The 14,574-nt window shown below is 67.3% G+C and carries 21 protein-coding genes; 17 read left to right on the top strand and 4 right to left on the bottom strand.

Going from position 1 to position 14,574, the window contains the following annotated elements:
* Positions 1-7: 7 nt before the first annotated feature.
* The 5 genes from secY (at position 8) to EV649_RS18200 (ending at position 4,071) form a co-directional block, all read left to right on the top strand.
* A complete protein-coding gene (gene secY / locus EV649_RS18220; RefSeq protein WP_130384627.1) occupies positions 8-1,309 on the top strand; it encodes a preprotein translocase subunit SecY in 1,302 nt (433 codons plus the stop codon).
* Positions 1,309-1,881 carry an adenylate kinase gene (locus EV649_RS18215; protein WP_198682550.1) on the top strand — a complete coding sequence of 191 codons (573 nt, stop codon included), beginning with the start codon at positions 1,309-1,311 and terminating at the stop codon, positions 1,879-1,881. The genes secY and EV649_RS18215 overlap by 1 nt, the downstream gene beginning before the upstream one ends.
* A gap of 17 nt (positions 1,882-1,898) precedes the next feature.
* Entirely contained in the window at positions 1,899-2,720 is an 822-nt protein-coding gene (gene map, locus EV649_RS18210) for a type I methionyl aminopeptidase (protein WP_130384626.1), read from the top strand.
* An 89-nt stretch (positions 2,721-2,809) separates the two neighbouring features.
* Positions 2,810-3,259 carry a DUF1707 domain-containing protein gene (locus EV649_RS18205; RefSeq protein WP_130384625.1) on the top strand — a complete coding sequence of 150 codons (450 nt, stop codon included), beginning with the start codon at positions 2,810-2,812 and terminating at the stop codon, positions 3,257-3,259.
* Between the two features lie 11 nt (positions 3,260-3,270).
* Entirely contained in the window at positions 3,271-4,071 is an 801-nt protein-coding gene (locus EV649_RS18200; protein WP_241998322.1) for a hypothetical protein, read from the top strand.
* Here the strand turns inward: EV649_RS18200 and EV649_RS18195 are convergent.
* Positions 4,052-4,909: an NAD(P)-binding domain-containing protein gene (locus EV649_RS18195; protein ID WP_130384624.1), complete on the bottom strand. Its 858-nt coding sequence runs from the start codon at positions 4,907-4,909 to the stop codon at positions 4,052-4,054. The two genes, EV649_RS18200 and EV649_RS18195, sit on opposite strands and share 20 nt — an antisense overlap.
* 76 nt (positions 4,910-4,985) lie before the next feature.
* Between EV649_RS18195 and EV649_RS18190 the strand changes: the two genes are divergently transcribed.
* From EV649_RS18190 to EV649_RS18135, 12 genes are all read left to right on the top strand, one after another.
* Positions 4,986-5,315, top strand: coding sequence for a helix-turn-helix domain-containing protein (locus tag EV649_RS18190; protein ID WP_130384623.1), 330 nt, complete (start codon positions 4,986-4,988; stop codon positions 5,313-5,315).
* 96 nt (positions 5,316-5,411) lie between these two features.
* Positions 5,412-5,633 carry a translation initiation factor IF-1 gene (gene infA / locus EV649_RS18185; RefSeq protein WP_012923661.1) on the top strand — a complete coding sequence of 74 codons (222 nt, stop codon included), beginning with the start codon at positions 5,412-5,414 and terminating at the stop codon, positions 5,631-5,633.
* Between the two features lie 33 nt (positions 5,634-5,666).
* The gene (rpmJ, locus tag EV649_RS18180) at positions 5,667-5,780 is read left to right on the top strand and encodes a 50S ribosomal protein L36 (protein ID WP_008361054.1); all 114 of its coding nucleotides are present in this window, start codon (positions 5,667-5,669) and stop codon (positions 5,778-5,780) included.
* A gap of 183 nt (positions 5,781-5,963) precedes the next feature.
* Positions 5,964-6,335 (top strand): 30S ribosomal protein S13, encoded by a 372-nt coding sequence (gene rpsM, locus EV649_RS18175; RefSeq protein ID WP_020388083.1) that lies wholly within the window; start codon positions 5,964-5,966, stop codon positions 6,333-6,335.
* A 35-nt stretch (positions 6,336-6,370) separates the two neighbouring features.
* Positions 6,371-6,778: a 30S ribosomal protein S11 gene (rpsK, locus tag EV649_RS18170; protein ID WP_130384622.1), complete on the top strand. Its 408-nt coding sequence runs from the start codon at positions 6,371-6,373 to the stop codon at positions 6,776-6,778.
* Positions 6,779-6,804: 26 nt separating this feature from the next.
* Positions 6,805-7,413 (top strand): 30S ribosomal protein S4, encoded by a 609-nt coding sequence (gene rpsD, locus EV649_RS18165; protein ID WP_130384621.1) that lies wholly within the window; start codon positions 6,805-6,807, stop codon positions 7,411-7,413.
* Between the two features lie 100 nt (positions 7,414-7,513).
* Complete coding sequence (locus EV649_RS18160; RefSeq protein ID WP_130384620.1) at positions 7,514-8,539, top strand: DNA-directed RNA polymerase subunit alpha; 1,026 nt, start codon at positions 7,514-7,516, stop codon at positions 8,537-8,539.
* A gap of 67 nt (positions 8,540-8,606) precedes the next feature.
* Entirely contained in the window at positions 8,607-9,293 is a 687-nt protein-coding gene (rplQ, locus tag EV649_RS18155) for a 50S ribosomal protein L17 (RefSeq protein WP_130384619.1), read from the top strand.
* Between the two features lie 63 nt (positions 9,294-9,356).
* Complete coding sequence (truA, locus tag EV649_RS18150) at positions 9,357-10,169, top strand: tRNA pseudouridine(38-40) synthase TruA (RefSeq protein ID WP_130384618.1); 813 nt, start codon at positions 9,357-9,359, stop codon at positions 10,167-10,169.
* Complete coding sequence (locus EV649_RS18145; RefSeq protein WP_130384617.1) at positions 10,162-10,776, top strand: methyltransferase; 615 nt, start codon at positions 10,162-10,164, stop codon at positions 10,774-10,776. Before truA ends, EV649_RS18145 begins: the two co-directional genes overlap by 8 nt.
* A 17-nt stretch (positions 10,777-10,793) precedes the next feature.
* Positions 10,794-11,315: a SigE family RNA polymerase sigma factor gene (locus EV649_RS18140; RefSeq protein ID WP_241998320.1), complete on the top strand. Its 522-nt coding sequence runs from the start codon at positions 10,794-10,796 to the stop codon at positions 11,313-11,315.
* Positions 11,308-12,075, top strand: a complete 768-nt coding sequence (locus EV649_RS18135) for a hypothetical protein (protein ID WP_130384615.1) — start codon at positions 11,308-11,310, stop codon at positions 12,073-12,075. The genes EV649_RS18140 and EV649_RS18135 overlap by 8 nt, the downstream gene beginning before the upstream one ends.
* 1 nt (position 12,076) lies before the next feature.
* Here EV649_RS18135 and EV649_RS18130 read toward each other — a convergent pair whose 3' ends face one another.
* The 3 genes from EV649_RS18130 to EV649_RS18120 are packed head-to-tail and all read right to left on the bottom strand — an operon-like array spanning position 12,077 to position 14,565.
* Complete coding sequence (locus EV649_RS18130; protein WP_130384614.1) at positions 12,077-13,237, bottom strand: hypothetical protein; 1,161 nt, start codon at positions 13,235-13,237, stop codon at positions 12,077-12,079.
* On the bottom strand, positions 13,234-13,443 hold the full coding sequence (locus tag EV649_RS18125) for a hypothetical protein (protein ID WP_130384613.1): 210 nt from the start codon (positions 13,441-13,443) through the stop codon (positions 13,234-13,236). The genes EV649_RS18130 and EV649_RS18125 overlap by 4 nt, the downstream gene beginning before the upstream one ends.
* 9 nt (positions 13,444-13,452) lie before the next feature.
* Complete coding sequence (locus tag EV649_RS18120) at positions 13,453-14,565, bottom strand: hypothetical protein (RefSeq protein ID WP_130384612.1); 1,113 nt, start codon at positions 14,563-14,565, stop codon at positions 13,453-13,455.
* Positions 14,566-14,574 lie beyond the last annotated feature (9 nt).

Below are 14,574 nucleotides of genomic sequence, written 5' to 3'. Positions count from 1 at the left end.
GGACAGGGTGTTAGGCGCCTTTGCCAACGCGTTCAAGACTCCGGACCTGCGCCGGAAGATCTTGTTCGTGCTCTTCATCGTCGTGATCTTCCGGATCGGCTCCGTCGTTCCGGCTCCCGGTGTGAACGTGCAGTCGCTGCACACGTGTATCAAGATCTCGCAGGGTGGCCAGAACGCCAACCTGTACAACTTGATCAACCTGTTCTCCGGCGGCGCACTGCTGCAGCTCGCGATCTTCGCGCTCGGCATCATGCCGTACATCACCGCCAGCATCATTCTGCAGCTGCTGACCGTGGTGATCCCGCGGCTGGAGTCGCTGAAGAAGGAAGGCCAGGCGGGCCAGGGGAAGATCACGCAGTACACCCGGTTCCTGACCGTCGGTCTGGCGATCCTGCAGTCCACCGCGTTCGTCGCGCTGGCCCGGACGCCGGGACGGCTGTTCCAGGGCTGCAGTGAGCCCCTGCTCTACAAGGACGACTGGTTCACCATCATGGTGATGGTGCTGACCATGACCGCCGGCACCGGCATGATCATGTGGCTCGGCGAGCTGATCACCGACCGTGGTGTCGGTAACGGTATGTCGATCCTGATCTTCACCCAGATCGTCGCCACCTTCCCGACCCAGCTGTGGAGCATCCGCAAGCAGAAGGGCGTCACCACCTTCGTCGTGGTGATCGTGATCGGTCTGGTCATCATGGCCGCGGTCATCTTCATCGAGCAGGCTCAGCGCCGGATCCCGGTGCAGTACGCCAAGCGCATGGTGGGCCGCAAGATGTTCGGCGGCACCTCGACGTACATCCCGCTGAAGGTCAACCAGGCCGGCGTCATCCCGGTCATCTTCGCCTCAAGCCTGCTGTATCTCCCCGTTCTGGTCAGTCAGTTCCAGCAGGGCAAGGGCTGGTCGAACTGGATCCAGGGGAACTTGGTCAAGGGCGACCACCCGATCTACATGGCGACGTACGTCGCTCTGATCATCTTCTTCACGTACTTCTACGTCTCGATCACCTTCAACCCGAAGGAGGTCGCCGACAACATGAAGAAGTACGGCGGCTTCATCCCGGGCATCCGAGCGGGTCGGCCGACCGAGGAATACCTGAAGTACGTGTTGGACCGCATCACGCTGCCCGGCGCGATCTACCTCGCGGCGATCTCGATGATCCCGCTGGTCGCTCTCGTCCTGCTGAACGCGAGCCAGAACTTCCCGTTCGGCGGTACGTCGATCCTGATCATGGTCGGCGTCGGGCTCGATACGGTGAAGCAGATCGAGAGTCAGCTGCAGCAGCGAAACTACGAAGGGTTCCTGCGCTGATGAGAATGTTGCTGATGGGTCCGCCCGGGGCGGGCAAGGGCACGCAGGCAAAGGTGCTTGCGGAACGCCTGAAGATCCCGGCCGTGTCCACCGGCGACATCTTCCGTGCGAACGTGAAGGACGAGACGCCGCTGGGTGTCGAGGCCAAGCGGTACATGGACGCCGGCGACTACGTCCCGGACGAGGTCACGAACTCGATGGTGCGCGACCGGCTGTCCGAGGCCGACGCGGGCGAGGGCTTCCTGCTCGACGGGTACCCGCGGACGCTGGCCCAGGTCGGCACGCTGGACGAGATCCTGGCCGACCACGGCCACAAGCTGGATGCCGTGGTCGCGCTGGTCGCCGACATCGACGTACTCGTCGAGCGGATGACGAAGCGGGCGCACATCGAGGGCCGGACGGACGATTCCGAAGAGGTCGTCCGGCACCGGCAGGACGTCTACACGGCCGAGACCAAGCCGCTGCTGCAGGTGTACGCCGAGCGCGGCCTGCTGGTCGAGGTCGACGGCGTCGGCGAGATCGACGAAGTGAGCGAGCGGGTGCTCGCCGCGCTCAAGACGGTCACCGACTAGCCCGATGATGTGCTGCGATGTTTAGGGACCGCGGTATCGAGATCAAGACCCGCGAACAGATTCTCGCCATGCGTAAGGCCGGCCTGGTGGTCGGCCGCACGCTGGAGCTGCTCCGCGGTGCGGTCCGGGCCGGAATCACCACGGGCGAGCTGGACGCGATCGCGGAGGACAACATCCGGTCCTCCGGCGCGACGCCGTCGTTCAAGGGGTACCACGGGTTCACCGGCTCGATCTGCGCGTCGGTGAACGACGAGATCGTGCACGGCATCCCGGGTGACCGGGTGCTCGCCGACGGCGACCTGATCTCGATCGACTGCGGTGCGATCGTGGACGGGTGGCACGGCGACGCCGCGATCACCGTGCCGGTCGGCGACGTGGACGCGGAGCTGCTGGACCTCGCCCGGATCTGCGAGGAGTCGATGTGGCGCGGGTTCGCCGCGGCGCGGCTCGGCGGGCGGCTGTCCGACATCTCGGCCGCGGTCGAGGCGCATGTCCGCGCGAACTCGTCGTACGGGATCGTCGAGGACTTCGTCGGGCACGGGATCGGTTCGGCGATGCACCAGCCGCCGAACGTGCCGAACTTCGGCCGTCCCGGTCGCGGCCCGAAGCTGGTCGAGGGCATGGCACTGGCCGTCGAGCCGATGCTCACGCTCGGCAAGCAGGACAACCACACGCTCGAGGACGACTGGACGGTCGTCACCGACGACGGCCGGTACGCCGCCCACACCGAGCACACCTTCACGCTGACCCCGACCGGCCCGTGGGTGCTGACCGCGCTCGACGGCGGCGAATCCCAGCTCGCCGACCTCGGCATCAAGTTCGGCGCCCTGGCCGACTGACCGACCAGGGCGTGGCTCCCGGTCCCACGCCCTGCGCGTCCACCCGTTGGGGGACGCGGAGGGGACCGGGGCTGAGGCACACTTGGGACATGCCTCAGTACCAGCCGCACCAGCGTTTCACCGAAGCTGACCGGGACAAGATCGCCGGGCGGTTGCGGGACGCGTTCGCGGACGGCCGGCTGGACCAGCCCGAGTTCTCGTCCCGTCTCGATCAGCTCTACACCGTGCAGACGTACGGCGAGCTCGAGCCGCTGGTGCGTGATCTGCCGGCGATCCGGACGTACGAGACGCCCAAGGTGGTGCAGGACAGCAAGCCGGCGCCGGCGCCGGGCAACTTCCCGGAGCGGAAGAAGGCCAACCACCCGCATCACGGTCGCGGCGGAGCGGTCGGTGGTTTCACCGGTGTCGTGCTGATCAACGTGGTGATCTGGTTCGTGATCGGGCTCGGCAACGGCGGGCACTGGCCGCACTTCTGGCCGGTCTGGCTGCTGATCCCGTGGGCGATCATCGCCCTCGGCGGCCTGGGCCGGCGCCGTTGACGGCGGCCCAGGTGAGTCGCCGCGTCGTCGGTCCCCGGCTGCGGCCGGATCTGGCGTGGCAGCTGCACCAAGGGGCCGCGATCGTCTACGTGATCTGGTTCGCCGTCGCCGTACCGCTGGCGATCTTGGGGCTGCTGCTGGAGCCGCGCTGGGTGGGCTGGATGGTGCTGGCCTGGTTCCTGGTGCTGATCGGGTTCACGGTGCTGCTGCGAATCCGTGACGGCCGGCGGCGGCGCGCGTGGGCCGAGGCCGCCGGGCAGCTCGGCTGGCGGATCAGCGCGTCCGGGACGGAATTGCTGGATCGTTGGCCGTTCCCACCGTTCGACGCGGACCCGAAGGCCGAGGTCGTCGACGTGACGTCCGGCAGCCATCGCGGCCGGGAGTTCTGGACCGGGCGGTTCCGGCACAAGGTACGGCGACGTGAACTCGGCTTCGACTTCCTTGATCTGCACGTGGATCGGCCCTTGCCGCCGTTGCAGGTGCTGCCTTCGGGGCTGGCGCCGGTCGCGGCAGCGAGCTACCTGCCGTTGCCGTTGGCGGTCGACGGGCTTCCGGCGCAGTACCGCTTGTTCAACGGGCGCGAGGACCACGCGATGGCAGTCCTGCATCCGCGGGCAGTCGAGACGCTGGCCGGCGTACCGGCGTTCGGTTTCAGCTGCGAGGGCAGGCGGTTCGTCGCGATCCTCCCGGCGTACCGCGATGCGACCACCGCCCTCGCGCAACTGGACGCGGCCTGCGACCTGCTGGACCTGATGCCCGAACAGATCTGGCGCGAGGGCGAACAGTGGGCCGCTACCCAGCAGGAGTCCTGAGCAAGCCGACGAGCGCTGCGAGGTCCGCATCGCCTTGCTCAGCGGCAACAGCCTTGCGGAGCAGCCTGCCCATCGGCTCCAGCAACATCGGGTCGACACCTTGTGCAGTGGATGTGTCGGTCAGGTTGTCGTAGGCGGCTGCTTGCATCGCGAGGTTCGAGCCGGCTGTGTCGGCCGGCCCGTTGTCGAGATCCTTGGCGATGCGAGGCAGGGAGCCGAGCATCGCGGTCAGCCACGGGAGCAGGAAGCGTTCCGTGAACGGTTCGGCGGGGACGTTCTCGGAGCCGATCAGTGCCAGCGCGTGCTGGGCGCCGCCGAACATCCCGTACATCGCGCTCAGCAGGGCGATGTCGTAGAGCGCGGCGAGTCCCGGGTCGGCGCCGACGTACTCGGGACGTGCCAGCACAGACAGGTCGGCGCGATGCTTGTCGAAGGCTTCCGGTACGCCGCTGTAGAAGATGAAGGCCGCGGGGCCGCCGATCATCGCGGGGACGGCCATGATGCCGCCGTCGACGTACTGCGCCCCTGCGGTCGTGACTCGCTCCGCGGTGGCCCGTGCCTGGTCGGGTGTGCTGTTGGTGAGGTTGACGATCGTCTTGCCGGTGAGGTCGATGCCGTCGAGCGTGCTGCGGACGGTGCCGTCGACGAGCAGGCAGACGATGACGAGCGGACTGGCCGCGATCGCCTCGCCGGCGGTGGCGGCGCGCACCGCGTCGAGTTCGGGGGAGCGGCCGGGCGTGCGGTTCCAGACGGTGGTCGGATGGCCGGCGGCCAGGAAGGCCCGGGCGAGAGCGGTCCCCATCGCCCCGAGCCCCAGGACGGTGACAGGTGTCTTCATGGGGTCCACCCTGGAGCTGTAGCTTTAGGATGGACAAGTACCAACTAAATAGTCAGGTACTGACGGAAAGGTAAGTATGCGCGCCTACACCTGCGGTCTGGATGCGGCCGCCGACGTGATCGGCGGGAAGTGGAAGCCGCGGATCCTGTGGGCGTTGCACCACGGGCCGATGCGGTTCGGGGAGCTGCGGCGGGAGATCACCGGGGTCACCGAGAAGATGCTGATCCAGCAGTTGCGGGAACTGGAGTCGCGGGACATCGTGCATCGGGAGGTGTTCCACCAGGTGCCGCCGAAGGTGGAGTACTCACTGACCGAACTCGGACGGTCACTCAACGAAGCGCTGATACCGTTGGACACCTGGGGATCGGATCATCTGACCGAGCTCGAGGCCTCGCGAGTGCGCTGACCGGGTCTCGATTGGGTTTCGCCTGGGTGACTGGCGTACACTCATCTCTTGGCTGTTTGTAGCCATAGTCAGTCACGTCTACAGAAGTGCGAGGACATGCCCAAAAAAGAGGGAGTCATCGAACTCGAGGGCACCATCGTCGAGGCGCTGCCGAACGCGATGTTCCGTGTTGAGCTGTCCAACGGGCACAAGGTGCTCGCGCACATCAGCGGCAAGATGAGACAGCACTACATCCGGATCCTCCCCGAGGATCGGGTCGTCGTCGAGCTGTCGCCGTACGACCTCACCCGGGGTCGCATCGTCTATCGGTACAAGTAAGACCCACCAACACCTGTCGAAGAAAGTAGCTCGATGAAGGTCAATCCGAGCGTCAAGAAGATCTGCGACAAGTGCAAGGTGATCCGGCGTCACGGCCGGGTCATGGTGATCTGCGAGAACCCGCGGCACAAGCAGCGGCAGGGCTGACAAAGCCTTCACGCAGTAGCACAGCACTTTCGCACCACAGCGCGCATGCTCGTCCGGGATCCGTCCCGGGCGTCGCCCCTGGAACAGAGGCCGGGGCCTTGCCGGTGAAGCACAACGAGTCACCGAGGCGGGCAAGGACGCAGCGCGCCACCACACCTCTGCTGACGAAAGGAACACCGCCACATGGCACGCCTCGTAGGAGTCGACCTTCCGCGCGACAAGCGCATCGAGGTCGCTCTCACCTACATCTTCGGTGTAGGTCGTACTCGCGCCCTGAAGACGCTCGAAGCCACCGGGATCTCCGGTGACAAGCGCGTCCACGAACTGGGTGACGAAGAACTGGTCAAGCTCCGGGACTTCATCGAAGGCAACTACAAGATCGAAGGTGACCTCCGTCGCGAGGTGACCGCGGACATCCGCCGCAAGATCGAGATCGGGTCGTACCAGGGTCGCCGGCACCGCAGCGGGCTTCCGGTGCGCGGTCAGCGCACGCGGACCAACGCCCGTAGCCGCAAGGGCCGCCGTAAGGCGATCGCCGGCAAGAAGAAGAAGTGACCCGGATGACTTTCGACCACCCCAGGAGCAACTGAATGCCTCCCAAGAGCCGCAGCGCGGCCGGCGCGAAGAAGGTGCGCCGCAAGGAGAAGAAGAACGTGGCCGCGGGCCACGCTCACATCAAGAGCACGTTCAACAACACGATCGTGACGATCACCGACCCGACCGGCGCGGTCATCTCGTGGGCTTCCGCGGGCACCGTCGGCTTCAAGGGTTCGCGTAAGTCGACCCCGTTCGCCGCGCAGATGGCCGCCGAGGCCGCCGGGCGCCGGGCGATGGAGCACGGCATGCGCAAGATCGACGTGTTCGTCAAGGGTCCCGGCTCCGGCCGTGAGACCGCGATCCGTTCGCTGGGTGCGGTCGGCCTCGAGGTCGGCACCATCCAGGACGTCACCCCAGTCGCCCACAACGGATGCCGCCCGCCCAAGCGGCGCCGGGTCTGACCCCAGAGAGAGGAAGGTAGCGAACCATGGCCCGTTACACCGGACCTATGACCAAGAAGTCGCGCCGTCTCGGGGTCGACCTCGTCGGTGGCGACAAGGCGTTCGAGCGTCGTCCGTACCCGCCGGGTATGCACGGCCGCGGCCGCCCGAAGGAGAGCGAGTACCTGCTCCAGCTGCGCGAGAAGCAGAAGGCGCGTTACTCGTACGGCGTTCTCGAGAAGCAGTTCCGCCGGTACTACGAGGAGGCCTCGCGGCGCTCCGGCAAGACCGGTGACAACCTGCTGCAGATCCTCGAGTCCCGCCTGGACAACGTGGTCTACCGCTCCGGCCTGGCCCGGACGCGTCGGCAGGCCCGTCAGCTCGTCGTCCACGGTCACTTCACCGTGAACGGCATCAAGGTGAACATCCCGTCGTACCGCGTCTCGGCCCACGACATCATCGATGTCAAGCCGAAGTCGGTGGAGACGACGCCGTTCATCATCGCCCGGGAGGCGCACAGCGAGCGCGTCGTACCGGCATGGCTCGAGGTGATGCCCGAAAGGCTGCGGATCCTCGTCCACCAGCTGCCGACCCGGCAGCAGATCGACACCCAGGTCGCCGAGCACCTGATCGTCGAGCTCTACTCGAAGAACTGACCCGGTTCCGGCCGGCGGCCTCCGGGCCGCCGGCCGGATCGGTGCGTTCTTCCTTCGCGACCTCAAATAGTGGTCGTCGCGGAACAGAAAGAAGACAGAAGTGCTTATCGCACAGCGCCCAACCCTGACCGAAGAGGTCGTCGACGAGTACCGCTCGCGGTTCGTGATCGAGCCGCTGGAGCCGGGCTTCGGTTACACCCTCGGTAACTCGATCCGCCGGACCCTGCTGTCCTCCATCCCGGGGGCCGCAGTCACCAGCATCAAGATCGACGGTGTCCTGCACGAGTTCTCGACCGTTGCCGGGGTGAAGGAAGACGCCACCCAGCTGATCCTGAACCTCAAGGACCTGGTCGTCTCCTCCGAGCACGACGAGCCGGTCACCATGTACCTGCGCAAGCAGGGCCCCGGTGACGTCACCGCCGCCGACATCGCGCCGCCGGCCGGTGTCGAGGTGCACAACCCGGACCTGAAGATCGCCACCCTGAACGAGAAGGGCCGGCTCGAGATGGAGCTGGTCGTCGAGCGGGGCCGCGGCTACGTGTCCGCCGTACAGAACAAGTCCGCGGACGCCGAGATCGGCCGGATGCCGGTCGACTCGATCTACTCGCCGGTCCTCAAGGTCACCTACAAGGTCGAGGCGACCCGTGTCGAGCAGCGCACCGACTTCGACCGCCTGGTGGTCGACGTCGAGACCAAGCCGTCGATGCTGCCCCGCGACGCCGTCGCGTCGGCCGGTAAGACGCTGGTCGAGCTGTTCGGTCTGGCCCGCGAGCTGAACGTCGAGGCCGAGGGCATCGACATCGGCCCGTCGCCGGTGGACGAGCAGATGGCCGCCGACCTGGCGCTGCCGGTCGAGGACCTGCAGCTGACCGTCCGGTCGTACAACTGCCTGAAGCGCGAGGGCATCCACACCGTGGGTGAGCTGATCTCGCGCAGCGAGCAGGACCTGCTGGACATCCGGAACTTCGGCTCCAAGTCGATCGACGAGGTCAAGCTGAAGCTGGCCGAGATGGGCCTGTCGCTGAAGGACTCCCCGCCCGGGTTCGACCTGCGCGCCGCGTCCGGTGCCTACGGCAACGAGGCGGACGACGAGGACGAGAGCTTCGCCGAGACCGAGCAGTACTGAGCTGACCAAGGCCCGTCGGGCCCTAATCCCTTCGGCCCGACGGGCCTGAGAATTCCTGGAGTATGAGATGCCTACCCCCACCAAGGGTTCCCGGCTGGGCGGCAGCCCGGCGCACGAGAAGCTGATCCTCAGCAACCTCGCGACGTCGCTGTTCGAGCACGGCGCCATCACCACCACCGCGGCCAAGGCCAAGCGCCTGCAGCCGCTGGCGGAGCAGATGATCACCAAGGCGAAGCGTGGTGACCTCAACTCGCGCCGCCAGGTGATGAAGCGGATCAAGGACAAGAGCGTCGTACACGTGCTCTTCACCGAGATCGGCGAGCGGTACGCCGACCGTCCGGGTGGCTACACCCGGATCACCAAGCTCGGCCCGCGCAAGGGCGACAACGCCCCGATGGTGAAGATCGAGCTGGTCGAGGCGCTGTCGGACTCGCCGAAGGCGAAGAAGACCGCTGCCAAGAAGGCGCCGGCGAAGAAGGCTGCCGCGGCTGAGACCAAGGTCGAGGACAAGGTCGAGGACGCGCCGGTTCAGGACGTCGTGACCGGCAAGTTCGACAAGTCCGCTGCCCCGCTCGAGGACGGCTCTGCGCCCGAGGGCTTCACCATCAAGGGCAACGAGAACTCGATGAAGTACCACACCACCGAGTCGCCGTGGTACGACCAGACGGTCGCCGAGGTCTGGTTCAAGACCGAGGCGGACGCCGAGGCCGCGGGCTTCGCCAAGGCCGGCGAGACCGAGGACGACGACAAGTAAGTAAGACGCTGACGAGGCCCCCGCACCGCACGGTGTGGGGGCCTCGTTGCGTTAGATTGGCGTGTGCGTTGGCGGATTGACCTGAGGTACGACGGAGCGGCCTTTCACGGGTGGGCCCGTCAGGATGGTCTCCGTACTGTGCAGGGGGAGCTCGAAGAGGCGGTTCGCGTCGTACTGCGGCTGCCGGAGTCCGTGACCGTGACCTGTGCCGGCCGGACCGACACGGGCGTCCATGCCCGGGGACAGGTCACCCACGTCGACGTCGAAGGCGCTGTGGACCCGCTGAGGCTCTTGAGGGGGTTGAACGGCGTCCTGCCCGCGGATGTGGCTGTCACGGCCGTCACAGCGGCTCCTGAGGGCTTTGACGCCCGGTTCTCTGCCCTGGCGCGACGGTACGTGTACCGACTGTGCGACGACCCGTCCGGCTGGGACCCGCTTACTCGGGGACATGTCCTGCGGGTGGGGCGGCCGATGGATGTGGATCGTATGAACGCTGCCGCGACCGGTCTGCTCGGAGAGCACGACTTCGCGGCGTTCTGCAAGAAGCGGGAAGGCGCCAGCACAGTGCGGGCGCTGCTGGAGTTCTCGTGGCAGCGGACCGGCGTAGGGCAACTGGAGGGCACTGTGATCGCAGATGCCTTCTGTCACTCGATGGTGCGGGCGCTGGTGGGGTCGATGATCCCTGTGGGCGACGGACGTCGGGACGTCGAGTGGCCGGCCGCAGTACTGGCTGGGAAGGTGCGGGACTCGGCTGTGTCGGTCCTGCCGGCGCACGGGCTGACACTGGAAGAAGTGCGCTACCCGGCGGACGACGAGCTGGCCGCGCGGGCGTTGCAGGCCCGTCAGGTCAGGGGAGAGGTGCACCAGCGTGGCTGACCACTACTTCTCGGCGGAGCCTGGTTCTGCGGACGTACGACGTACCGTCGAGGCCCGGATCTGGGGACGCGAGTACACGTTCACCACCGCGACCGGCGTGTTCTCGCGGGACCGGCTGGACATCGGTACGTCGGTGTTCCTGCGGGAGGTGGAGCCGCCGCGGCAGGCCGGGACGTTCCTCGACCTGGGCACCGGCTACGGGCCGATCGCGTGTGCCCTCGCGGTGGAGGTGCCGGAGGCAACGGTGTGGGCGGTCGACGTGAACACGCGCGCGCTCGAACTGACGGCGGAGAACGCCAAGGCCGCGGGGGTCGCGGAGCGGGTGCGTGCGGTGCTGCCGGACGACGTACCCGAGGACGTGCGGTTCGACGAGATCTGGTCGAACCCGGCGATCCACATCGGCAAACCCGAGCTCCACAAGATGCTGCTGCGCTGGCTGGAACGCCTTGCACCCGGCGGCGTGGGATGGTTTGTCGTTGGCAAGAACCTGGGCGGCGACTCCCTCCAGCGCTGGATGACGGACCAGGGCTACCCGTGTGAGCGGGTCGGCAGCGCGAAAGGCTTCCGGGTACTGCGTGCAACGAATGCAGGTCCGGCACCGTCCTGAGGGGTATGGAGGCAGTCTTGGCGGCAGCTGAGGTTCGGACGGGGCCGCTCGACTTCGAGGTGTGGGTCACCGAGAAGGCGGATGCCCTGCTGCGGTTCGCGTATGTCCTCACCGGTGACGCGACCCTGGCCGAGGACGCCGTACAGGACGCTCTGACGACGGCGTGCGCTCGGTGGGGCCGGGTGAGCCGTGCCGACGACCCCGAGGCGTACGTGAAGCGGATGGTGGTGAACGCGCACATCTCCTGGTGGCGGCGGTTCCGCCGGCGGGAGTCGCCGGTCGACGACCCGGTGCGCACAGCGCGCGCCGTTTCGGATGGTACGGCGGCTCGCGCGGAGGCGGATGCGATCTGGGACCTGTGCGCGACCCTCCCGGACAAGCAGCGAGCTGCCGTCGTACTGCGGTTCTACGAGGAGCTGTCGTACGCCGAGATCGCCCAGCTGCTGCACTGCGCAGAGGCGACGGCGCGGTCGCACGTACACAGAGCACTGGCAGCGTTGAAGACCACACTGAGCACGGAAGGAGCCGAGGATGCCTGAGCAGCACGACCCTGAGCAGGAGCTCGGCCCCAAGATCACCTCTGCGTTCCAGGACCACGCGGGCGCCCAGGGGATGCAGAACACCGGTCTGGCTCGTGAAGCACGTCGCCGGGTGCACCGCCGTCGGCAGACGATGTCGATGGCTGCTGGTGCAGTCCTGGTGGTTGCGGCCGTCGGTGGCGTGTGGGGTCTAGTGGGTGATGGGTCACCAGTTGCCACCAGCCACAGTGACTCTGCCTCCGAGGGCAAGGCTGCCGCACCGGAGCAGCCCTCACAGGGCGTAGCGCCGAACTCGGAGCGCGACAAGGCGGGCTGTCCGGTCCAGCACCCGATCCAGCAGGCAGCTGCGCCGAACGACGTACCGACAGGGACAGGGCTCGACCTGAACACCCAGGTGACCGGTCTGCGCGCGTGCCGTTACAGCACGGGCCAGGGCGGCCTGCTCGGACAGCAGGAGTTCGACGCTGCTGTGGCGCAGCAGGTGGTTGACGCGATCAAGGTGCTCCCGGAGCGGAACCCGGACCTGCCGGTGTTCAAGTGCGCCCCGCAGGTCGCCAAGCCGTCCGAGGCGATCACGCTCCGCTTCACCACCGCAGCCGGGACCAAGGAGATCTGGGTCGTGTACGACGGGTGTACGTCGGCCGGCTTCTTCACCGGCACTCACGTCTACGGGCTGTACTCCGCACCGCTCAAGCTGTTCATGACGGGCTCGGTCCGCCCGTCCGGCGGCACCTACCTGAGCGCGCTCAAGGACTGGTAGCTCACTCGACCCCGCGGTCGGGCTTACGGGCCGAGCCGATCTGCCGGACGTTGTCCGGGCGTCCGCCGGTGTCGACTGCCGAATCCTGGCGCTGGCTCGGTGCCGTGTGCGACCACAGGAACTGCTGCAGCTTGGCGATCTCCTGCTCGCGCGCGTTCGGGTACACCTGTTCGGGCAGCCGCTCGTAGTACTCCTTTTCGCGCCCCGCGACCGGTTGCTGCGCCGGCCAGCCCTTGCTGGCCCAGACCTGCTGGATCTCCTCCTCGCGGTCGAGGAACCTCTCACGCAGCGAGTCCGGCAGTTCCGGCGGCTCGACCCCCGGGTGCTCCGCGTTCCAGGACTCGTAATGCTCCTTGATGTCGCCGAGGTTGGTGGTGAACTCGACCTCGGTCCACTCTGCCGAGTCCCAGCCCCACTTGTGCTTTGACCCGGGATGCGTGAGTTCGCTCATCTCCGTCATCGTGAGGCCGCCGAGTCCGCGGCGCAGCGGTCCGGTCAGGTCCTCGCGGAGCTGGGCGCGGTGCGACTCGGGGATCAGCTCGCCCACCTGATGGTCGAGCGCCCGGTCGGCGATCGCGTTGAACCGCTGCGTCCGCGCGGTGCTGTCGATGAGGTCGCCGAGCTGGCTGTGGCTCATCCCCGTGGCGCCGCCCAGCGTGTACAGCAGTCGGTCCGTGGCCGCCGAGTACGCCGGGAACGTCGGAGCCTGAAAGCCCAGGTCAAGCGACTGGTCGGTCATACTCTCAGCGATCCGGCCGCTGTACTCCCGGCTGAACTGGTCGCACCGTGCGTTCTCGAGGGCGATGTCCTCGAGCGACTCGATCGGTGTCGCGCCGGGCATGCTGTCGTCTCCGACCTCGGACATCGAGAGCCGTGCGTTGAACACCGCCATCGTGGTAGCGCTGGCCGCCGCGTGCCGTTCGTCGCTGGTCAGCGTTCGGCCCGGGGTGTAAGCGGGGCGGGCAGGGTCGAGGACGTGCTCCCGGCTGATCGTCATGCTGCCGTCGGGAAGGCAGACGCCGGCGACCGGGCCGGGCTGCTCGTACAGCTTCCCGTTCCAGCGGGAGGGCCGGCCGGCGTACTCCTCGGCCTTGGCGACGACCGACGAGACCCAGTCGTGCTCCCAGGTGCCAGGGAGGATCTCCGGACCGCGCTCGTTCATCGGCTCTCCTCCGGCAGCCCGGCCAGCCGTTGCGCGATCGAGCTGTTCATCAGCAGTACGGCGGAACGCTGGTCCGGCGCCGCTTGTGGCAGCAGTTCACCGATCCGCTGGATCGCCCGCTCGAGCTCGGCGACCAATTCCGGCCCGGAGGCAGTCGACATCATGACTTCGGCGTACAGCCGCTGTGCTTCACGATAAGCGTCCATCCGTGCCGATCATTCCTTTCCAAAGGGTCGACTACCGAACCGGTGTGCGACCCACGCCCCAGCAGGTCCCGCCGCCGCAGCTCCGCCCGCTGCCGCGCCGCCTGCTGCTCCACCGCCGGCACCTGCTGCGGCGCCACCGCCGAGGCCGACCCGGGTGCCGGTGTCCAGGAACTGCCGCAGGTGTGCGGTTTCCAGGTCGGCGGTGGATCGGCCGTAGTACGTCTCGATGCGCTCGACCAGCGACCTGTCCGCCGCAGACATCGGCATCCGCGGCGGATTGTCGCCGTACTGTCGGTAGTGCCGTTCGATGTCGGCCAGTTCGCTGTCCAGACGTTGCACAGCTGTAGCGGCAGTACCGCGGGCCTGGTCCGCCAGCTCGTTCGGGAGGTCGCTGTCCGGGTCGTAGCCCGCGAGCTTTGCAAGCTCCTCGCGCAGGGGCCCCGTCAGCCGGAGGCGGATCTGTGACCGGTGCTCCGGCGGCATCAGACCGTCCAGGCGCGAGTCGATGACCAGATCGGCCATTGCGTTGTAGCGCTGCGCGAACGGCGCCCGGTCGACAGCCGTCAGAACCTCCTCCGGCGACCGGTCGCTGATCTGCTGCAGGCCGTCCAGCACACCCTGTACGCCGGTCTCGTACCCCGCGTAGAACGTCCTGGCAGTCAGGTCGTTGATCCGCGGAACCGCCTTGTCCATGCCGATGTCCCGGATGACCTGGTCGACGATCCGGGCCCGGTTGATTTCTGCGAGCCCTTCGGTCACGGCCACGCCCTCCGGCGAGGTGTAGGCGACGGCGTCGGGTGCGTTCTCGTCGCCGACCGAGTTCTGGTGGTGATCGGTCTCGTGGACCACGTGCATCGCGCCGAGCCGGGCAGCGCCGGTTTCCTCGAGGCTCAACGGCTCGGTCGCGTCGTACGCGTGCATCACCGAGTCGAGGACGTCTCGGCGGATCGTCATCCGTCCGTCGATCTGCGCCGTACCGGTGGTCTTGCCGAGCTCTTCGTACAGCCGGCGGTTCCAGGAGGAGGGGCGGCCGGTTCGCCGTTCTACCGCCTCTACGATGCTCGCCACCCACTGGTACTCGCGGGTGCCGGGCAGGATCTCCGGACCCAGCGGTGTCGTCACGGGCGTCAC

The sequence above is a fragment of the Kribbella sp. VKM Ac-2569 genome, assembly GCF_004216905.1.
Classification (GTDB): Bacteria; Actinomycetota; Actinomycetes; order Propionibacteriales; family Kribbellaceae; genus Kribbella.
Note: the sequence above shows the minus strand (reverse complement) of the source record. Positions and strands in the feature narration are given on the sequence as shown.